Annotated in this window: 16 protein-coding genes; all 16 read right to left on the bottom strand. The window is 65.7% G+C overall.

The genetic code is table 11. The features are described 5' to 3' along the window. Positions 1 to 12: 12 nt before the first annotated feature. Positions 13 to 315, bottom strand: coding sequence for a hypothetical protein (locus tag ACH2A7_RS04810; RefSeq protein WP_394960540.1), 303 nt, complete (start codon positions 313 to 315; stop codon positions 13 to 15). Positions 316 to 428: 113 nt separating this feature from the next. Next, positions 429 to 791, bottom strand: coding sequence for a DUF2304 domain-containing protein (locus ACH2A7_RS04805; RefSeq protein WP_394960539.1), 363 nt, complete (start codon positions 789 to 791; stop codon positions 429 to 431). Position 792: 1 nt separating this feature from the next. After that, the gene (locus ACH2A7_RS04800) at positions 793 to 1,512 is read right to left on the bottom strand and encodes a glycosyltransferase family 2 protein (protein ID WP_394960538.1); all 720 of its coding nucleotides are present in this window, start codon (positions 1,510 to 1,512) and stop codon (positions 793 to 795) included. A 20-nt stretch (positions 1,513 to 1,532) separates the two neighbouring features. Then, entirely contained in the window at positions 1,533 to 2,684 is a 1,152-nt protein-coding gene (locus ACH2A7_RS04795) for a glycosyltransferase family 4 protein (RefSeq protein WP_394960537.1), read from the bottom strand. Positions 2,685 to 2,708: 24 nt separating this feature from the next. Beyond that, positions 2,709 to 3,785, bottom strand: a complete 1,077-nt coding sequence (locus ACH2A7_RS04790) for a glycosyltransferase (protein WP_394960536.1) — start codon at positions 3,783 to 3,785, stop codon at positions 2,709 to 2,711. Positions 3,786 to 3,808: 23 nt separating this feature from the next. Next, positions 3,809 to 6,052 carry a DUF2142 domain-containing protein gene (locus ACH2A7_RS04785; protein ID WP_394960535.1) on the bottom strand — a complete coding sequence of 748 codons (2,244 nt, stop codon included), beginning with the start codon at positions 6,050 to 6,052 and terminating at the stop codon, positions 3,809 to 3,811. A 30-nt stretch (positions 6,053 to 6,082) separates the two neighbouring features. After that, positions 6,083 to 6,595: a KdsC family phosphatase gene (locus tag ACH2A7_RS04780; protein ID WP_394960534.1), complete on the bottom strand. Its 513-nt coding sequence runs from the start codon at positions 6,593 to 6,595 to the stop codon at positions 6,083 to 6,085. Between the two features lie 4 nt (positions 6,596 to 6,599). After that, a complete protein-coding gene (locus ACH2A7_RS04775; RefSeq protein ID WP_394960533.1) occupies positions 6,600 to 8,153 on the bottom strand; it encodes an aldolase catalytic domain-containing protein in 1,554 nt (517 codons plus the stop codon). 106 nt (positions 8,154 to 8,259) lie between these two features. Next, positions 8,260 to 8,994 carry a 3-deoxy-manno-octulosonate cytidylyltransferase gene (locus tag ACH2A7_RS04770; protein ID WP_394960532.1) on the bottom strand — a complete coding sequence of 245 codons (735 nt, stop codon included), beginning with the start codon at positions 8,992 to 8,994 and terminating at the stop codon, positions 8,260 to 8,262. 79 nt (positions 8,995 to 9,073) lie between these two features. Beyond that, entirely contained in the window at positions 9,074 to 10,081 is a 1,008-nt protein-coding gene (locus ACH2A7_RS04765) for a glycosyltransferase family 52 (protein ID WP_394960531.1), read from the bottom strand. Further along, positions 10,078 to 11,379 carry an ABC transporter ATP-binding protein gene (locus ACH2A7_RS04760; RefSeq protein WP_394960530.1) on the bottom strand — a complete coding sequence of 434 codons (1,302 nt, stop codon included), beginning with the start codon at positions 11,377 to 11,379 and terminating at the stop codon, positions 10,078 to 10,080. Before ACH2A7_RS04760 ends, ACH2A7_RS04765 begins: the two co-directional genes overlap by 4 nt. A gap of 18 nt (positions 11,380 to 11,397) precedes the next feature. After that, positions 11,398 to 12,270, bottom strand: coding sequence for an ABC transporter permease (locus ACH2A7_RS04755; RefSeq protein ID WP_394960529.1), 873 nt, complete (start codon positions 12,268 to 12,270; stop codon positions 11,398 to 11,400). Positions 12,271 to 12,366: 96 nt separating this feature from the next. After that, a complete protein-coding gene (locus tag ACH2A7_RS04750) occupies positions 12,367 to 13,425 on the bottom strand; it encodes a glycosyltransferase family 2 protein (RefSeq protein WP_394960528.1) in 1,059 nt (352 codons plus the stop codon). A gap of 34 nt (positions 13,426 to 13,459) precedes the next feature. Beyond that, positions 13,460 to 14,509, bottom strand: coding sequence for a glycosyltransferase family 2 protein (locus ACH2A7_RS04745; RefSeq protein WP_394960527.1), 1,050 nt, complete (start codon positions 14,507 to 14,509; stop codon positions 13,460 to 13,462). Positions 14,510 to 14,587: 78 nt separating this feature from the next. Further along, complete coding sequence (locus tag ACH2A7_RS04740) at positions 14,588 to 15,652, bottom strand: glycosyltransferase family 2 protein (RefSeq protein ID WP_394960526.1); 1,065 nt, start codon at positions 15,650 to 15,652, stop codon at positions 14,588 to 14,590. Between the two features lie 29 nt (positions 15,653 to 15,681). Then, positions 15,682 to 16,743 carry a glycosyltransferase family 2 protein gene (locus tag ACH2A7_RS04735; RefSeq protein WP_394960525.1) on the bottom strand — a complete coding sequence of 354 codons (1,062 nt, stop codon included), beginning with the start codon at positions 16,741 to 16,743 and terminating at the stop codon, positions 15,682 to 15,684. Position 16,744 lies beyond the last annotated feature (1 nt).

Genomic DNA, 16,744 nt, shown 5'->3' with positions numbered 1-16,744 from the left:
GTGTCGCAAAACTTACTTTTTGGCGGCGGCCGCTTCCTTCAGCGCCCGCTCCAGCCACATGCCGCCCACTTCCAGCGCGGTGTACAGGCCGGTCTTGGAACTCTGCTTGATCACCCGCTCGGGCAGGGGCTTGGTGGCGTCGGTGCTCATCAGCATCACATGCAGCTTGTCGGCCACGGTGATGCCGTTCTCCTCCTTGGTGGTGAGCACCTGCATGAACACCACATAGGGGTCGGCGAGGCTGCCATAGTAGATCTCGTTGCCGCAACGCACCAGCGGGCGGCCCTTGTAGGTGAGTTTCGGGGTGTATGCCATGGTTGTGTGGACCCTCCGTTTCCGTCATAACGCGGCGCCCGGCGGACGCCGCAGGTGGTTTTCAGTTTATTATACCACAGCCCGCGCGGTTTGACAAATGGCCCTGCCGGGGCTCACCGGTCCTGGTGGCTGCGCTCGATCTTCTCCTCGTTGAGGGCTACCTTTTGGGTGAGGATCTTCAGCTTGGAGTCCATCTGGCTGATGCGCAGGCTCATGAAGAACACCTTCAGGATGAGCAGGAAGATGATGGCCAGATACACCACGTTGATGGGGGCCTGCACCCCCAGCGTGCGTGCGGTCCAGTAAGCCAGTTCGGGGAAGATGCTCAAAAGCAGCAGCAGACCGGAAAAGACGAACCAGAAGATGCTGTCCTCAATCTGCATTTTTGCGCGGCGGATGCGCCCCAGCACGAACACCAGTGTCAGCAGGCTGCCCAGCACCAGCAGCAGCCGCAGCGAGAGGGGATAGTCCAGCATATCACAGGCTCCTTTCGGTGTAGGGGGTGAGGGTGTCCCGCTTGCGGAACCACTGGATGAGCAGGATGGACAGGCCCATCTTGATCATGTATTCCACCGCGCGGGCGAAGTTCAGGTAGCTGGTGCCGGCGGTGCGCTCGCCCATCTCCACCTGCAGCTCCTTCACCACCGCCCCGTTCTTGATGAGGTAGCTGATGGTGTCCGGCTCGGGAGCGTAGTTGAGGTTGGCGGCGAACTCCTCCAGCATCTTGCGGTTGAACATCCGCATCCCGCTGGTGGGGTCGCAGATGGCCTTGCCGGTGGTCAGCCGGATGGCCCAGCTGATGAGGTAGCTGCCGGCCATCCGCAGGCTTTTGGGCTTTTTCACCGTGACGAACCGGCTGCCGATCACGATGTCCGCCCCTCCCTCCAGTTCCTTCAGCATGGGAGCGATGTACCGGGGCAGATGCTGGCCGTCGGCGTCGAACTGCAGCGCGCAGTCGTAGCCGTTTTCGGCGGCGTAGCGAAGGCCCGTCTGAAAGGCCCCCGCCAGGCCCAGGTTCACCGGCAGGTCGATCAGGTGAAAATCGTGCTGACGGCACAGGGCCGCGGTGTGGTCCCGGCTGCCGTCGTTCACCACCACATAGTCGTATTGGGGGTAGTGCTCGATCAGATTTTCCACCACCCGCACGATGTTGGCTTCCTCGTTGTACGCGGGGATCACGATCAATAATTTTGCCATACTCTCCCGTTCGCTTTCTGTCAGTTTTGGGCGCTGTGGGCCAGCGCCAGAAGTTTTTCGCACACCGCGTCCCAGGTGAAGTGCTCCTCCAGCCGGGCGGCGGTGCGGGCGGCGGCGGCGCGCCGCCAATGTTCGTCGGTGAGCGCCTTGCGCAGAGCCGCCGCCAGCGGGCCGGGATCGGCCGAGTCCAGCTGGATGCCGAAGCTGTCGTCCGCCAGCAGTTCGTCGCTGCCGCCGGTACGGGTGGTCACGATGGGGCAGCCGCAGGCCGCCGCCTCCAGAAAGGTGGTGGGGAAGCCCTCGGCGTAGTAGGTGGGCAGGCAGTAGACCTGGCTTTGGGCCAGCAGCTGCATCGCCTTCGGATAGGGCACCGCCCCCAGCAGATGCACCCGGGGCGGGCAGTTTTTTTGCAGGTCGGCCAGCAGCGGCCCGTCCCCCGCCACCGCCAGCGCCGCGCCGGGCACGGCGGCGGCGGTGAACGCCTCGATCAGCTCCGCCACCCCTTTTTCGGGGATGACGCGCCCCACGAAGGCCACCAGCGGCGCGTCGGGGGCAAGCCCCAGTTCTGCCCGCCAGTCCGCCGCGTCGGGGGCGTGGGCCAGCGCCCGCACCTCGGCGGGGTCCACCGCGTTGTACAGCTGGCCCTCGGCCTCGATGCCGAAGTGTTCCAGCCACCGGCACACCGCCCGGCTCACTCCGTAAAAGCGCATCTTGTAGTGCCTGAGCACCGCCGCGGCCAGATGCTCATAGATCTCGCCCGCCGCCCGCAGCGGCCCGCTGCCCATGGGCAGGTGGCCGGTGGAGTGGTCCACCACGATGGCCGGGATGCCCCGCCGGGCGCACTGGCGGGCGGCGTAGAGGCTGCTGACATAAAAGCGGGTGTTGATGAGGCAGAAGTCGATCTTCCGCCCCCAGAGCAGTTTTTCCAGCCGGGCAAAGTCCCGCCCGGGGCGCAGCACGGGAAAGCGGCCGTGCATCAGCGGCCACACCGGCAGCCGCAGGATCTCGATGCCCTCGGCGTCGGTCTCGTGGTCAGGCAGGCCGGGCAGGGCGCTGGTGACCACCAGCGCGGCGTGGCCGGCCCGCACCACCCGGCGGGCCAGGTTGTAGGTGTATCGCTCCACCCCGCCCACGGTGGGCAGGTACTGGGCCGAGAAAAAGCAGAGGGTCACCGCCGCCCGCCTCCTTTCGGGCCGTCAGGCCTTTTTCTTGTAGACAAATTCCCGCTGGATCTGGAAGCTGACGAAGAACAGAACGATGTCCACCACCGCCTTGATCAGGATCTCCCAGCCGCCCGGAGGGCAGAGCAGGGAGGTGGCAAGGCTCACCAGTCCGGCGCTGGCCAGCATCTGCACCGTTGCCAGCAGCACATAGCGCATCGCCGCCCGCCGGTGGTCGGCCTGGCTGTGAAACACCACCCGGTGATTGATGTAATAGTTGTAGCTGGCGGAGAGCAGCCGGGCCAGGGCGGTGCAGAAGAACACCGCCTGGGTGCGCCCGGCGAACAGCGGGCTCAGCAGCAGCAGGAACAGCGAGAACAGCGCCAGGTCCAGCACGCTGGCGGACATACTGGCGAAGAGGAACCGCCCGAAGATGGCGTAGATGCGGGCGGAGTCCCGCAGGGGATGGAAGTGGGAGGAGTGGTTCTCCTTCGAGTCGTAGATGGTCTGGATGGACAGTTCCCGGATGGGCAGGCGGTCCCGCGTTTCGATGAGCATGTTGCTCTCGAACTCGAACCGCTCGCCCGGCACGTTCATCAGCCGCGCCATGAAAGCGGTGGGGATGCCCCGCAGGCCGGTCTGGGTGTCGCTCACCGACACCCCGCACAGGGCTTTGAACATGAAACAGGTGATCTTGTTGCCCCAGCGGCTGTTGAAGGGCACGCCCGCATCGTCAAAGTTGCGGCAGCCCAGCAGCAGGCTGTCCGGGTGGGCGGCCAGTTCCTCCATGAAGCGGAGGATGTCCGCCGCCGAGTGCTGGCCGTCGGAGTCGGCGGTGATGGCGCCGGGGGCGTTTGGCCAGGTGTTCAGGCAGTGGTTGAAGGCGGTCTTGAGGGCCCGCCCCTTGCCCAGGTTCACCGCGTGGCGCAGCACCGTGCAGCCGAATTCCCGCTGCGCGCGCTCAAAAACAGGGGCGTAGTCCGGCCCGCTGCCGTCGTCCACCAGCACGATGTTCTCGATGCCGGCCTCTCTCATCTCCGCCAGCAGCCGGGGCAGCCGCTCGTCCGGCTCCAGGCTGGGGATGATGACCGGGATGGCTCTGTAATCCTGCATAGACTAAATCCTCGGATCGGTTGTTATCGGGCCACCACGGCCAGGAACACGTTCAAAAGAACGCCGATGTCCACCAGCACCGCCGCCATCACCAGCCCGCGGCGGCAGTCGCCGGCAAGGCACAGCGCCCGGGGCCGCACCAGCAAAAGCAGCGGCAGCACCGGCAGGAAATAGCGGCCCTGGAAGCCGTAGATGGTGTCGTAGTAGGTGGGGGTCCAGGAGATGCAGCCCAGCACCGCCAGGCCGCAGCAGCAAAGGCCCGCCGCCAGCGTCCCCCAGCGGGCCGGCAGCGGCATGGCGCCGCCGTCGGGGCAAAGCCAGGCCAGCGCCAGCAGGGCGTAGAGCGCCAGCACCCAGCCCCAGGCCAGGTCCAGCGGTTTGTCCAGCCCGAAATAGCCCAGCGTGCCGCCCACCAGCGTGCTCAGGTAGTGGTCGCCCTCCTCCACCACCGACCGGACGCACAGCTCAAAGGTGTCCAGCGGGTGCGAGAGGATGTAGGGCAGGGTGTAGCAGGTGAGGTCCTCCTCGGTGGACATGCTGTTGGCGTCGGTCTGCACCGCGCCGCCTCCGCCCGGGGCGGCGGTGGCGGGCTGTTCCGGCACGCTCTCGCCCTGTGCCTGCGGCACGGAGGTCGCAGGGGCGCTCTCACTCTGCGGCTCTGAAGCGGGTGTTTCCGGCGCGCTTTCGCCCGGCGCGGCCGGGGCCGGCTCCTCCTGGGAGAGGGCCTGCTCCTGGGCGATGAGACTGGCCGCGCCGGCGGCCGCGGTGCCGCTGGTCTGGGTGAAGTTGGTGAGGGCGACGGCCGCGCCGGAATTCAGCAAAAAGGCCGCGGCGCACACCGCCAGAAAGCCGCCCTTGATCCAGCGGGAAAAGCGGCCCAGCCGCGCCGCCGGGATCAGCAGGATCAGCGCCGCCAGCGGCAGATACACCACCTTGCTGGGCACGATCAGCACCGCCAGCACCACCGGCAGCACCAGCTGCTTCCAGCCGATGCGCTCCCGGGGGCCGAAGGCCAGATCCAGCAGCAGGGCGCTGAAGAAAAAGCACAGCGCCAGAAGGTTGGAATCCCGGCTGTAGGAGGCGGCCAGATGCAGCGTCATGGGCAGCAGCGCCGCCGTGGCGAACACCGGTTTCGCCACCGGCGCGCGCTTCACTGCCCAGGCGGAGAGGAAGGCGAAAAAGGCCAGGTTCGCCAGCCGCCCCAGGTACAGGGTGGCGGCAAAGCCCAGATGCAGCCAGAAGCCCACGAGCACCCCCAGGCCGCTGATCCAGTAGAGGGTGTAGCTGCTGTCCACCTGGTACTCGGGAAAGTCCTGGGTGTAGCCGGTGGGGTCGGTGTTGGGCCGGCCCAGCACCCTGACGATGTGCTGCCAGGTAAAGACGGTGGTCTCGTCCACCTGGATGAGGGCGTCCTGGTCGGAGGGGCGGCGCAGGGTGTCCCGGATGTGGCTTTGAGCCACCGGCAGGTGGGGGTTGTAGATGGTGCTGACCAGGGTGAAACTCTGGTTGATGTGATACTTCTCATCCGGCGCGGCGTAGGGCGGCAGCAGCACGTTGAACAAAAAGCCCAGCAGCAGCACGCCGCAGAACACCAGCCGGTGCAGCGCCGCGCCGCGGCAGTACAGCCACCAGCCCAGGGCCGCCGTGGCGATGCAGCCCGCGGCGAACACCCAGTAGAATTTGGTTAGAAAGCCGCCCACCCGGGCCTCGGTGCCCAGCAGCGCCACGGTGCCGTCCACCGCTTCGCCGTCCACCGTCAGGGCCACGCCGGCGGGCATGCCGCCCGCCTCGTAGCCCACGCACAGCCGGCCCTCGCCGGTGTAGTGGGGGATCAGGGTCAGGGTGTACTCCGCGGTCTGGCCCGGGTTTTCCACGAACCGGTCCAGCCCCAGGGTGGTGTAGTAGTTGTCCCACCCGTTGTAGATGTAGCGCATGTCCCCGGTGGAGCGGGCCAGTTCCTCACCGGTGGCGCTGTCGGTGAGCACCAGTTCCAGATCCCCCTCGGGGGGCGTGTCCACGTCCTCGGCGGCCAGCACCAGGCTCAGCGCCAGCAGGTCCCGGTCGCAGGTAAAGCGCTGCTCCATCTGCTCTTCGATGGGGATGAAGCTGTGGAACTGGTCGTTGATGGCCCAGCTGCTGCTCTTGTCGCCCTGGCCCCGGATGTGGGTGAGCCAGACGGCGGCGAACACCGCGAACAGCACGAAGCAGAGCAGCGCGCCGGTGAGCGCCCGCCTGTGTTTGTTGCAAAAGTTCAGAATGTTCTGCATCCCGTTGCCTCCCGGCTGTTTTTGTGGCGGTCAGGCACGGGCGCCGTACACCTGTTCCAGCAGCGCCTCAAAGCGGCCCTGCCGGCGCAGGATGTGGACCACGGCGTCCCGCACGGCGCCCTCGCCCCCTTTGCGGGGGCTGACAAAGTCCGCCCGGCGGCGCACCAGTTCGTCGGCGTCGGCGGGGCAGGCCACAAAGCCCGCCAGTTCCATGGCGGCCAGGTCGTTCCAGTCGTCGCCCACATAGGCCGCCTGGTGTTTGGCAAGGCCCTGTTCCTTCAGAAAGGCCGCCAGATACGCCGCTTTGTCCTTGCAGTTCTGCACGCAGAAATCAAGGTGCAGTTCCTCGGCCCGGCGGCGCACCGGCACGCTCTCCCGGCCGGTGAGGATCATCACCCGGATGCCCGCCGCCCGGGCCAGGGCCAGGCCCGCCCCGTCTCGCACCGAGAACTTCTTGGTCTCGCCCCCGGCGGAATCCAGGTACAGCCCGCCGTCGGTGAGGGTGCCGTCCACGTCCAGCACCAGCAGTCGAATGTCGTCCATCAGGTCATCCTTTCCGGTAGTGGCTGGGGGTGACGAAGGTCACGCCCAGGCCACTGGCGGCGATGGCTCCGGCCATAGCCCGGTTGTAGTCGGTGCCCCGGGGGGTGTGGTTTTTCATCCGGGGGTCGCAGTAGTTCTCGCTGCCCGGCTCATAGCCGTCCGCCCCCGCCAGGGCCACCTCCGCAACGCCCAGCTGCGCCAGCAGCCGCAGCAGCATGATGAGGCTGTTGGCCCCCATGGTGAAGGCCCCCGCCAGGCTGTTGTAGTCCAGGCGGTAGTCCGCATTGCCCTCCAGGTTGGAGGTGCAGATCACCGGGCAGGGGAAGGCGGTGAGTTTGTCGAACCGCTTGCCGCTGGAGAAGAAGGCAAAGTCCGCCCTGATGTCCTCCGGCGCGAAGTTGGCCGCGATCACCACCGGGGCCTCCCGGGCGATGAAGTCCTCCACCTCGGCCCGGTGGGTGTTCAGGGTGCCGCCGGGGGCGAGGCACAGCACCTTGCGGCCGGCCAGCGCCTTGGCCAGCCGGGCCCGGTCGGCGGTGTCGTCGATGCGGTTGTCCTTGTAAGCGGCGTAGAGGCCGTCGGCGTAGGCCGCGTCAAAGGCGGTCTTTTTCTCCGGGGCGATGCGGCTGAGCAGGTGGTTGATGTCCCGGTTGGAAAGGTCGCCCTTGTCCAGGAAATGCTCGGCGTAGTTGCGGTGGAGATTGTATTTGGCCGACAAAAAGTAGGCCGGGGAGTAGCCCCAGGGGCTCTTTTCCTTGATGGGCAGGATGTGCTCCTGGATGGCGTCCAGCATGCGGTCGATGTCGTACTGCTTGCCGAAGTTGCGGTTCATGTAGTCGGCGATGAGCTCGATGCACAGGTTGCCCGGGGTGCGGCCCATGCCCAGAAGGCTTGCGTCCACCGTCACGTCCCGCCCCACCAGGTGCATGTCCAGAAAGCGCTGGGCCAGGCTGAAACTCTGGGCCAGGTTTTCGTGCAGGTGCAGCCCCAGGGCGATATCCTTGGCGAGATTGTTGTCCACCAGGCGCACGATGCGCTCCAGATCGCCCATCTGCATGCTGCCGAAGGTGTCCACGATGGAGAAGGCGAAGGGGTGCAGCTTGTTCACCTGCTCGCACAGCCACAGCACCCCCGCGTCGGAGTAGCCCATGATGTTGATGGGGTTGCAGCTGATCTTGTAGCCCTTGTCCTGGGCCTTGCGGCAGAAGGCGAGGCCCTGTTCGATGTCGTAGTCGTGGAAGGTGACCCGGATCATGTCGATGCCGGTGCCGTCCCAGGGCTCCAGCTTGTCAATATCGTAGAAGTTGTGCAGCGCCATGCCGGAGAACAGGGTGTTCTTCCGGTCGGCGGGCAGCACCTTTTTCAGCTCGGTCACCGTGTTCCAGCGGCTCTGGTCGGGGTCCGGCTCGAGGTTGCGCAGGAAGCCCACCTCCACGATGTCGGTGCCCGCCTGCACCAGGCTTTCCACAATGTCGCGGATGTTCTCAAAGCCGAATTTCCAGTCGTTCACATAGCCCCCGTCCCGCAGGGTGCAGTCGAGCAAACGGATGGTAGACATAGTTGGGTTCCCTTTCTGCCCCAAAGGGGGCGGTGGGGCGCGCCGCAAAGCGCCGTGGTGGGTGAGGTCCGGCCTCCGGCCCGCAAGCGCCGGGGGCGGGGCCGGTTCAGCGGGCGGCCCGCTGACGGAGGATATCGCACACGATGTCCACGTCCTTCGGCGTGTCCACCGAGACGGTCTTGTAGGGGGAGAGCACCGCGTGCACGGTGTGGCCGTTTTCGATAAAGCGCATCAGGTCGTTTTCCTCGGCCTTTTCCAGGGCGCTCTTGGGGGTGGCGGCGTAGAAATCCAGCGCCTGCTTGCTGAACAGCTGGATGCCGGTGATCTTCTCGTACTCAAAGTCCGCCGTGCCCTTGGGGTAGGGGATGGGGCTGCGGCTGATGAGCAGGATCTCCCGCTTCGCGTTGCACACCACCTTTTGATTGGAGAAGTCGATCACGTCCGCCGGGTGGTCCATCCGGTTGGTCACTCCCGCCACATAGTACGGGTCGGCGGGTAGGGTTTTCGGCAGGATGAGCTCGAAAGCCTTCGGGTCGATGAGGGGCTCGTCCCCCATGATCTGAAGATACAGGTCGGCCCCGATAAGGCAGCTCACCTCCTGGATGCGGGCGGTGGGGGTGTCGTGGTCGGCCCGGGTCATCACCCCGTTCATGCCGTATTCGCGGCACACCGTCAGGATGCGCTCGTCGTCGGTGGCCACCACCAGATCGTCCAGCAGGGGGCTCTGTTTCGCCGCCTGGTACACCCACCAGATCATCGGCTTGCCCAGGATGTCCGCCAGGGGCTTGCCCGGCAGCCGGCTGGAGGCGTAGCGGGCGGGGATGACGCCGAGAATTTTCATGAAAAAGACCTCTTTTCCGCCCCGATATCAAAACGAACCGGGGGCCGTCGTTCTTTCATTGTTTTGGCAAAACGCGCCCTTAGCCCTCCGCGCCGGCCAGGGCCAGAGCCTCGTCCAGCGACAGGGTCACCGTTTCGTCGGCGGCCTCGAAGGCCTTGAGGGCGGTGGACTCCACCGTCACCGCCCGCGAAAAGCGGAAGGGAAGGGCGAAGTTGAGCACCTCGCTGGGCATCGCCCGGTCCAGCACCACCGCCCCGGGGAAGAGGGCGGCGTAGTCGGAGGCGTCCCGGGGGTGGGCCTTGACGAAGAGCGGCCCGCCGGAACAATACTTTTTCGCCACCGCCTTGTACATCCGCCGTTGGGCGGCTTCGTCCATCAGGTGCTCACAGACGAAATCCCGGGTCAGAAGCAGCACCGCCCCGGCGCAGTTTTCCGGCAGGGGCGCGGTGAGGAACACCGAGCACAAAAGCGCCTTCTGCTCTTTGGTCAGGGCGGCAAAGGCCGCCTTCTGACTGCGCTCGGACAGCCGGGCTTTGGGAAAGGGCACTGTTGCGCGCGCAAGGCTCTCGGTCTCGATGGCCTTCACCTTTTTCCAGTCGCCCCAGTAGAGATAGCCGTAGCCGAAGGCACGGCGCAGGGCGAAACGGGGCAGCGCCCGCTGGCGCAGGATGAGGCTGTGGTCGGCGGAGCAGGTGCTGGCGAAGGTGTCCTCGCAGAGGATGTAGGGGATGCCCTTGTCCTGCAGGTAGCGGCCCAGCACGCTCCAGTCGTTGTGGATGTACACCGCCCGGTACCGCCCGCCCTCCAGGGAAAAGCCGTGGTATTTTTCCACGTTGCGCCGCCCGATGACGCGCTGGAGCAGCAGCGTGCGCCAGAAGCCATGCTGAAAGGCGCTGCCGCAGGCATCCTCGTCGAACACCCGCACCCGGTGGAACAGGCCGGCGCCGCGCAGCCGCCCGGCCAGCGCCCCGGCTCCCGGCAGCGCGGCGCTCAGCACCAGGTCCGGCGGGCAGGGGGCCTCCATGGCCCGGCAGCACTCCACCAGCACCTGATAGGCGGTGTGGCAGATGTAAAGGTCCGGCTTCATTGGGCCGATTCCTCCACGGACACCACCTTCACCGGCGGGAAGTGGATATGGCCCCAGCCGGCGGACCACTCGGGCAGGGTGCGGTCGGTGTTGGTGACCTCAAAGGCAAACTCCTGGTTGGGCTTGTCCAGGCAGATGGCGCCCGCCAGCTCCCGCTCGAACACGTCCAGATAGAAGAAATACTGCCCCTCGCTGAGGATGGAGGTGTCGAAGGTGAAGGTGGTGGTGTACACCCGGCCCGGCTCGGCGGCCCCCAGGGTGATGGGATGGGTGATGCCCACGGGGCTGGAGTCCCGGTAGTGAATGTTCAGCTTCATGTTCACCGCGTCGAACTTCTGGTTGGTCCGCCAGCGGATGCGCACCACCAGCGGCTCGCCGGCGGCAAAGACGCTGCTCTCCTTGCCCTCGAAGTCCAGCGTTTCCACCCGCAGCCGCTTGCCGGCGCCGGAGGTCATGCGGCCGGTGTCGGCAAGGTTGTAGTGGACCACGTTCACGTCGGTGGTCTCCATGTAGATGGCGATGGCGTCCTCCACGTTGCCGTCGAAGATGACCCGGCCCTTGTCCAGCACGATGCAGCGGGTGCACAGCTGGCGGATGGTGCTCATGTTGTGGCTGACGTAGAGCACCGTGCGGCCCTCCTGGCCGGCCACGTCGCTCATCTTGCCCAGGCACTTTTGCTGGAACTTCATGTCGCCCACCGCCAGCACCTCGTCCATCACCATGATCTCGGAGTCCAGATGGGCGGCCACCGCGAAGGCCAGCTTCACGAACATGCCGCTGGAATAGCGCTTCACCGGGGTGTCGATGAACTCGGCGCACTCGGAGAACTCGATGATCTGTTCCAGCTTCGCGTCCACCTCGGCCTTGGTCATGCCCAGGATGGAGCCGTTCATATAGATGTTCTCCCGGCCGGTCATCTCACCGTTGAAGCCGGTGCCCACCTCCAGCATGCTGGCGATGCGGCCCTTGAATTTGATCTCGCCCTCGGTGGGGGCGGTGATGCGGCTGAGGATCTTGAGCAGGGTGGACTTGCCCGCCCCGTTGCGCCCGATGATGCCCAGCGCCTCGCCCTTGTACACCGTCAGGTCCACCCCGTTCAGCGCCATGAAGGTCTGGCCGAACAGGCGGGTGTCGGTGCCGATGGGCAGGTTGGGGTCCTCTTTGCCCCGCACCCGGGCCCACCAGCTCTGCAGGTCGGCGGTGAGGGTGCCGCCGCCGATCTGGCCCAGGCGGTACTGCTTTTTCAGCCCGGTGATCTGGATCACCGGCTCGCGTTCGGTATTCGTCTGCATCGTCATCGTTCTGTACCTCCCGCGTCACACCGTGTCCATAAAGGTCTTTTCCACCCGGCTGAAGAGAACCACGCCGATGGCCAGCATCACAAGGCTGATCAGGGCGCTGTACAGCAGCCAGCCGGGGTGGATCTCGCCGCAGCCCAGCAGGGCGTAGCGGAACACCAGCACCGGCTCGGTCATGGGGTTCAGCCGGATGAGGGTGGCAAGGCGGGGACTGGTGGCGGTGAGCTCGTTCATGGAGTAGACCACCGGCGTGGCGTACATCCACAGCTGCACGCCGAAGCCCACCACGATGGCCAGGTCCCGGTATTTGGTGGTGAGGCTGGAGACGATGATGCCCACGCCCAGGCCCAGCACCATCACCAGCAGCAGCACGGCGGGCACAGCCAGCACCCACAGATCCATCCGCACGGTGCCGTAGGCCTGCCCGAAAAAGAAGAACCACGCCCAGAAGACAAAGAACATCAGCATCTGGATGCCCAGGTTCACCAGCGAGATGAGCACCTGGGAGATGGGCATGGTCAGCCGGGGAAAGTACACCTTGCCGAACAGCCCGGCGTTGGACACAAAGGTGTTGGCGGTGCCGGTGATGCAGGCGGAGAAGAAGGACCAGATGGCGTTGCCCGCCATGTAGAACAGAAAGCTGGGCACGCCCTCCTCGGCCAGGCCCGCGATGCCGCCGAACACCACCGTGAAGATGACGGTGGTGATGAGCGGATTGATGAGCAGCCAGGCGGGACCCAGGATGGTCTGCTTGTACATGGTCGTAAAGCTGCGCTTGACGAACATGGTCACCAGGTCACGATACTGCCACAGTTCCTTGAAGTCGATGTCGAACCATCCGGTGCGGGGTCTGATCACCGTGGTCCACTGCTGTTGGGATGTGTTTTCCATGAACGGCTCCTTTATGCGGCCAGGCCGCGAAATGTTGGCATTTTATTATTATACCATGAAAGCTGCCGCAAAGGGCAGATTTGCGGGCAAAATTTGTCAGAATACCTGTCGCCAGCCCGGCCCCAGCAGCAAAAGCCCCAGCCGGTAGGCCTGCCAGAACCACCAGCGCCGCCCCTCGTAGGAGCGGAACAGGAAGACCACCAGCCCCAGCCGGCCCAGGCGAAAGGGCAGATAGAAGGGGGAGTAGAGGCGGCAGCGGCCCATCTCGTTCAGAATGGCCCGGAACCGCCCGTCCTCCAGCAGCTGTGCCCGCAGGCGCCGCCGGCGGGCGCGGGGGGTGGAATACACCCCGTAGGCCAGGGTGTGCAGACACTGGTAGAAGGCCAGCGCCATCTGGTCGGGCGGCACATGGTAGCGGTGCAAAAAGTCGGAGAGCAGGTCGCTGAACATGGCCAGGTGACTGGGAATAAAAGGCTGCAGTCGGTTGCTCACACTGGCGTCGTTGCCGATCTCGTAGTAATAGAGGAACTGGGAGATGTACTGAATGCCCGCGCCGGGGTGCTCGCCGAACCAGGCCCGCCAGAAGGCGATCACGAAGGGCAGGTCGTCGGTGCCGTCCTGAATGGTCTCGTCGAAACGGATGTTCTTCTTCCGCAAAAAATCCACCGGGAAGGCCTTGGTCCAGACGTAGTGCACCGTGCCGGTGCAGTAGAGTTTGCCGAAGTCCGGCTGGGCGTAGCGGGTGGGCACGGCCAGCGCCGGGTCGGCGCACATCTCCCCCCACTGGCCGTGATGGCGCCAGCTCACCAGGTCGTCGCCGCTCTCCCGCAGCGCGGCGGCGATGGCCCGCAGCGCGCAGGGGCCCAGGCGGTCGTCCTGGTCGAGAAAGAGCAGATACCGCCCTCTGGCGGCGGCGATGCCGGTGTTGCGCGCGCCGGTGACGCCGGCGTTCTGCTGGTGGATCACCCGGATGCGCCCGTCGCCGGCGGCCAGCTCATCGCACAGCGCGCCGCTGCCGTCGGGGCTGCCGTCGTCGATGAGCAGGTGCTCGTAGTCGTCAAAGCCCTGGGCGCGCACGCTGTCCGCACAGCCGGGCACAAAGTCCATCCCCTTGTACACCGGCGTCAGGATGGTGAAAAAAGGCCGGTCGGCCATGGAAAGTGCCTCCTTCAAACGAGATAGACCGGATTCACAGGTGGTTCCAGCCGTGGGCCAGCAGGTGATAGAATACGCCGTAGCACAGCCCGTACAGCCGGGGGCGTTCGTCCATCCAGTAAAGCATCCGCCGGCCCAGGGCGGCGCTGTGCAGCCGCAGGGGCGGATACAGGCCCAGATACCAGCGGTGCTCCCGCAGCCATCCGAGCATCTCGGCCAGTTCCGGGCTGCTCCAGAAATCATGCAGCGACTCGCCGTTCTTTTTTGCCAGCGAAAAACCGAACACCATGGGCCGGATCAGGCGGTTGAAGCAGCGGGCGATCTGCGCCTCGTCCTGGTCGTAAAAATCGGGAAAGGCCTGCTTGATCTTCGCGAAAAAGGCCAGCTGGCGCACCGAGTAGCCCCGGGAGTTGGAGTCCCAGCGGGAGACGCTCTTCTCGTTGCCGGGGTTCCAGAAGTACAGCGGCGCACCGATCTGGCGCACGCAGCCGCCGGGATGCTGGGCAAAGAACACCGGCAGAAAGCGGGCGATGAAGTCAAAGTCCTCACCGCCGCCGATGAGGGACTCGTCGAACAGGGCGGGCATGGCGGCCAGAACGCGGCGGGGCAGCAGTTTGTTCCACACATAGATCATCATGTCCCCGGCCAGGTAGTCCAGCAGGTGCCGCCGGTCGTAGACGGCGTGCTCCGGGGCCTCGGGCTGGGCGGCGAAAGCCGCCCGCTCGCGGGTGTAGGGCCAGACGATCAGGTCCTCCGGGTGCTGGCGCTGGGCCTCCAGCGCCAGTTCCAGCAGCCGGGGCGCGAACAGATCGTCCTGGTCGCAGTAGACCACATAGTCTGCCGCCGCGGCGGCAGCGCCCGCGTTGCGGGCGCTGCATACCCCGCCGTTGGCCTTGTGGATCACCCGGAAGCGGCCGTCTTTGGCGGCGTAGGCGTCGCAGACGGCGGCGGAGCCGTCGGTGGAGCCGTCGTCCACCAGGATGCATTCAAAGTCGGCGAAGGTCTGCCCGGCGATGCTGTCAAGGCACTGGGGCAGAAGTTCTTTTACATTATAGACCGGGACCACCACGGATACTGCGGGCATAAAGCACCTCCGAAGTTTTTTAGGGGCGGGGCACAGGCATTATAGCACAAAACCGCGGGCGGCGAAAGCCGCCGCGGATCATGCGGTGGGGATCAGGGGCGTCCAGCCCCGGCACAGGGTGCGCAGCCCCAGCCAGTGAAATTTCCAGTAGAGGGACATGGGCGGCACAAGCCGACTCTGGTCCAGCGCCACCGCCAGGGCCGTGGCGTGAAAGCGCAGGGGCAGATACCGCGCCTCGTACAGGCGGTTGTCGGCAAAATAGGCCATCAGGCGGCGGTACTCGTCGCTTTTGTAAAAGCGGGCCATGGCCCGGCGGCGCTCGCCGGGCGGGGTGCACCAGGCCCCGTAGAGCAGGGTGTTCATGTATTCCAGCACGATCTTGAAAAGTTCCGCGGGCGGTGTGCGGTACCGCTCCAGACAGTCGGTGAGCAGGCGGTCGAAGGCCTCGTAGTGGCTGGGCGCAAGGCGGCTGCGGTCGCTCTTGCTCAGGCTGGCGGCGTTGCCGTTTTCATAATAGTAAAGGGGCCGGTTCAAAAAAAGGCACCCGGCGCCCGGGTCGCGGGCAAAAAAGGCCCGCAGATAGTCGGTCACAAAGGGCCGGTCCTCGTAGCAGCGCATGGCTGTGTCAAAGCGCAGGCCCGCCGCCCTCACCAGCGCCGCGTCGAACAGCTTGCCCCAGGGGGCGGCCAGGGGGGTCTCGGCATACATCCGCCCCAGATCCCGGGCACGGTAGCGCTTTTCGGGGGGCTGGCGCCGTTCAACGCCCAACAGATCCAGACCCTCGGTAAAGGCGAACACCACAAAGACCTCCGGCTCGGCCAGCTGGCGGGCCAGCAGCGTCTCCACCGCGTCGTCGGCCAGGACGTCGTCCGCGTCGGCAAAGAGCAGCCAGGGGGCGCGGGCGGCCCCGATCCCCGCGTTGCGGGCGGCGGAGGCCCCGGCGTTCTTCTGGTGGATGACCCGGAAACGCCCGTCTTTGGCGGCGTATTCGTCGCACACCGCTGCGCTGCCGTCGGTGGAGCCGTCGTCCACCAGGATGCACTCGAAATCCCCCCGGGTCTGGCCGGCGATGCGGTCCAGCGCCCGGGGCAGGTATTCGCCGGGATCGTACACCGGCACGATGATGGAAAGCTGCGGTTCCAAGGCGGTGCCTCCTTTGAAAGACGTTTCGCTCACGGCTTGAGGATGTTCCGGTAGCCCAGATGATAGACGGTGGCGAAGAGGGCCGGGCGGGTCTCCCGCACCCGGAACCACCACCGGACCCCGCCCGCCCAGCGCAGCCGCAGGAAAAAGAGGTAGGCGTTGTGTGCCCTGTGGCGGCGGTGCCAGCGGGAGATCTCCCTCATCTCGGGCAGCTGCCACAGCCGCCGTATCTCCCGGTGAGGGTGGGGAATGTTGCACAGCCCGAAGGCGATGCTGTTCAGTGTGGCGTTGGTCACCGACAGCACATCCCGCGCCGGGTACTGCTCAAAGGGGCCGAAGACGGCCTGTGTCTGGGCGTAAAGCTCCAGCTGCTCGCGGCAATAGGCGGAGAAATCCCGGCTGTGGGCAGCGCCGGTGGTGTGGGTGATGCTGTCGGCGTTGGCCTGGTTGTAATAGTACAGCGGCAGATCCAGCAGGCGGATCTCCCCGTCGGGGCAGGCGGAAAAATACGCTTTCCAGACCTGGTTGAAAAAGTCGTAATCCTCGCTGGAGCGCATGGAGACGTCAAAACAAAGCCCTTTTTCGCGGATGACGTCCAGCCGGAAGAGTTTGTTCGAGACTGAATTGAAAAGCACGCGATCCGCAAAAAAGCCAAGGAGTTCCCAGCGGCCGTAGCGCGTCACGGGCGGGTCGGCGGGGAGTTCCAGCCCCTCCCAGGCGGCAGGATCGCTGGTGAAACTCCAGCCGATCAGCGACCGGGGATGCCGCCTCTGTTCCGCCAGCGCCAGTTCCAGCAGCCGGGGATGGATGCGGTCGTCCGCGTCGGCGAAAACGCAGTATTCACCCCGTGCCGCCTCCATGCCGGTGTTCCGCGCCCGGCTCACGCCGCCGTTTTGCAGATGGACCACCCGAAAGCGCCCGTCCCGCCGCGCGGCCTCGTCGCAGATGGCGCCGCAGCCGTCGGGGCTGCCGTCGTCCACCAGGATGCACTCCCAGTCAGTGAAGGTCTGGGCCAGGATGCTCTCAAGGCAGGCGGGCAGATATGCCTCCGCCTTGTACACGGGAACAACAATGCTCACGGTGGGGGCCATA

Source organism: Candidatus Allofournierella merdavium (assembly GCF_944382735.1).
Taxonomy (GTDB): domain Bacteria; phylum Bacillota; class Clostridia; order Oscillospirales; family Ruminococcaceae; genus Allofournierella_A; species Allofournierella_A merdavium.
The sequence above is the reverse complement of the archived record's forward strand: the minus strand, read 5'-3'. Positions and strand labels throughout refer to the sequence as shown.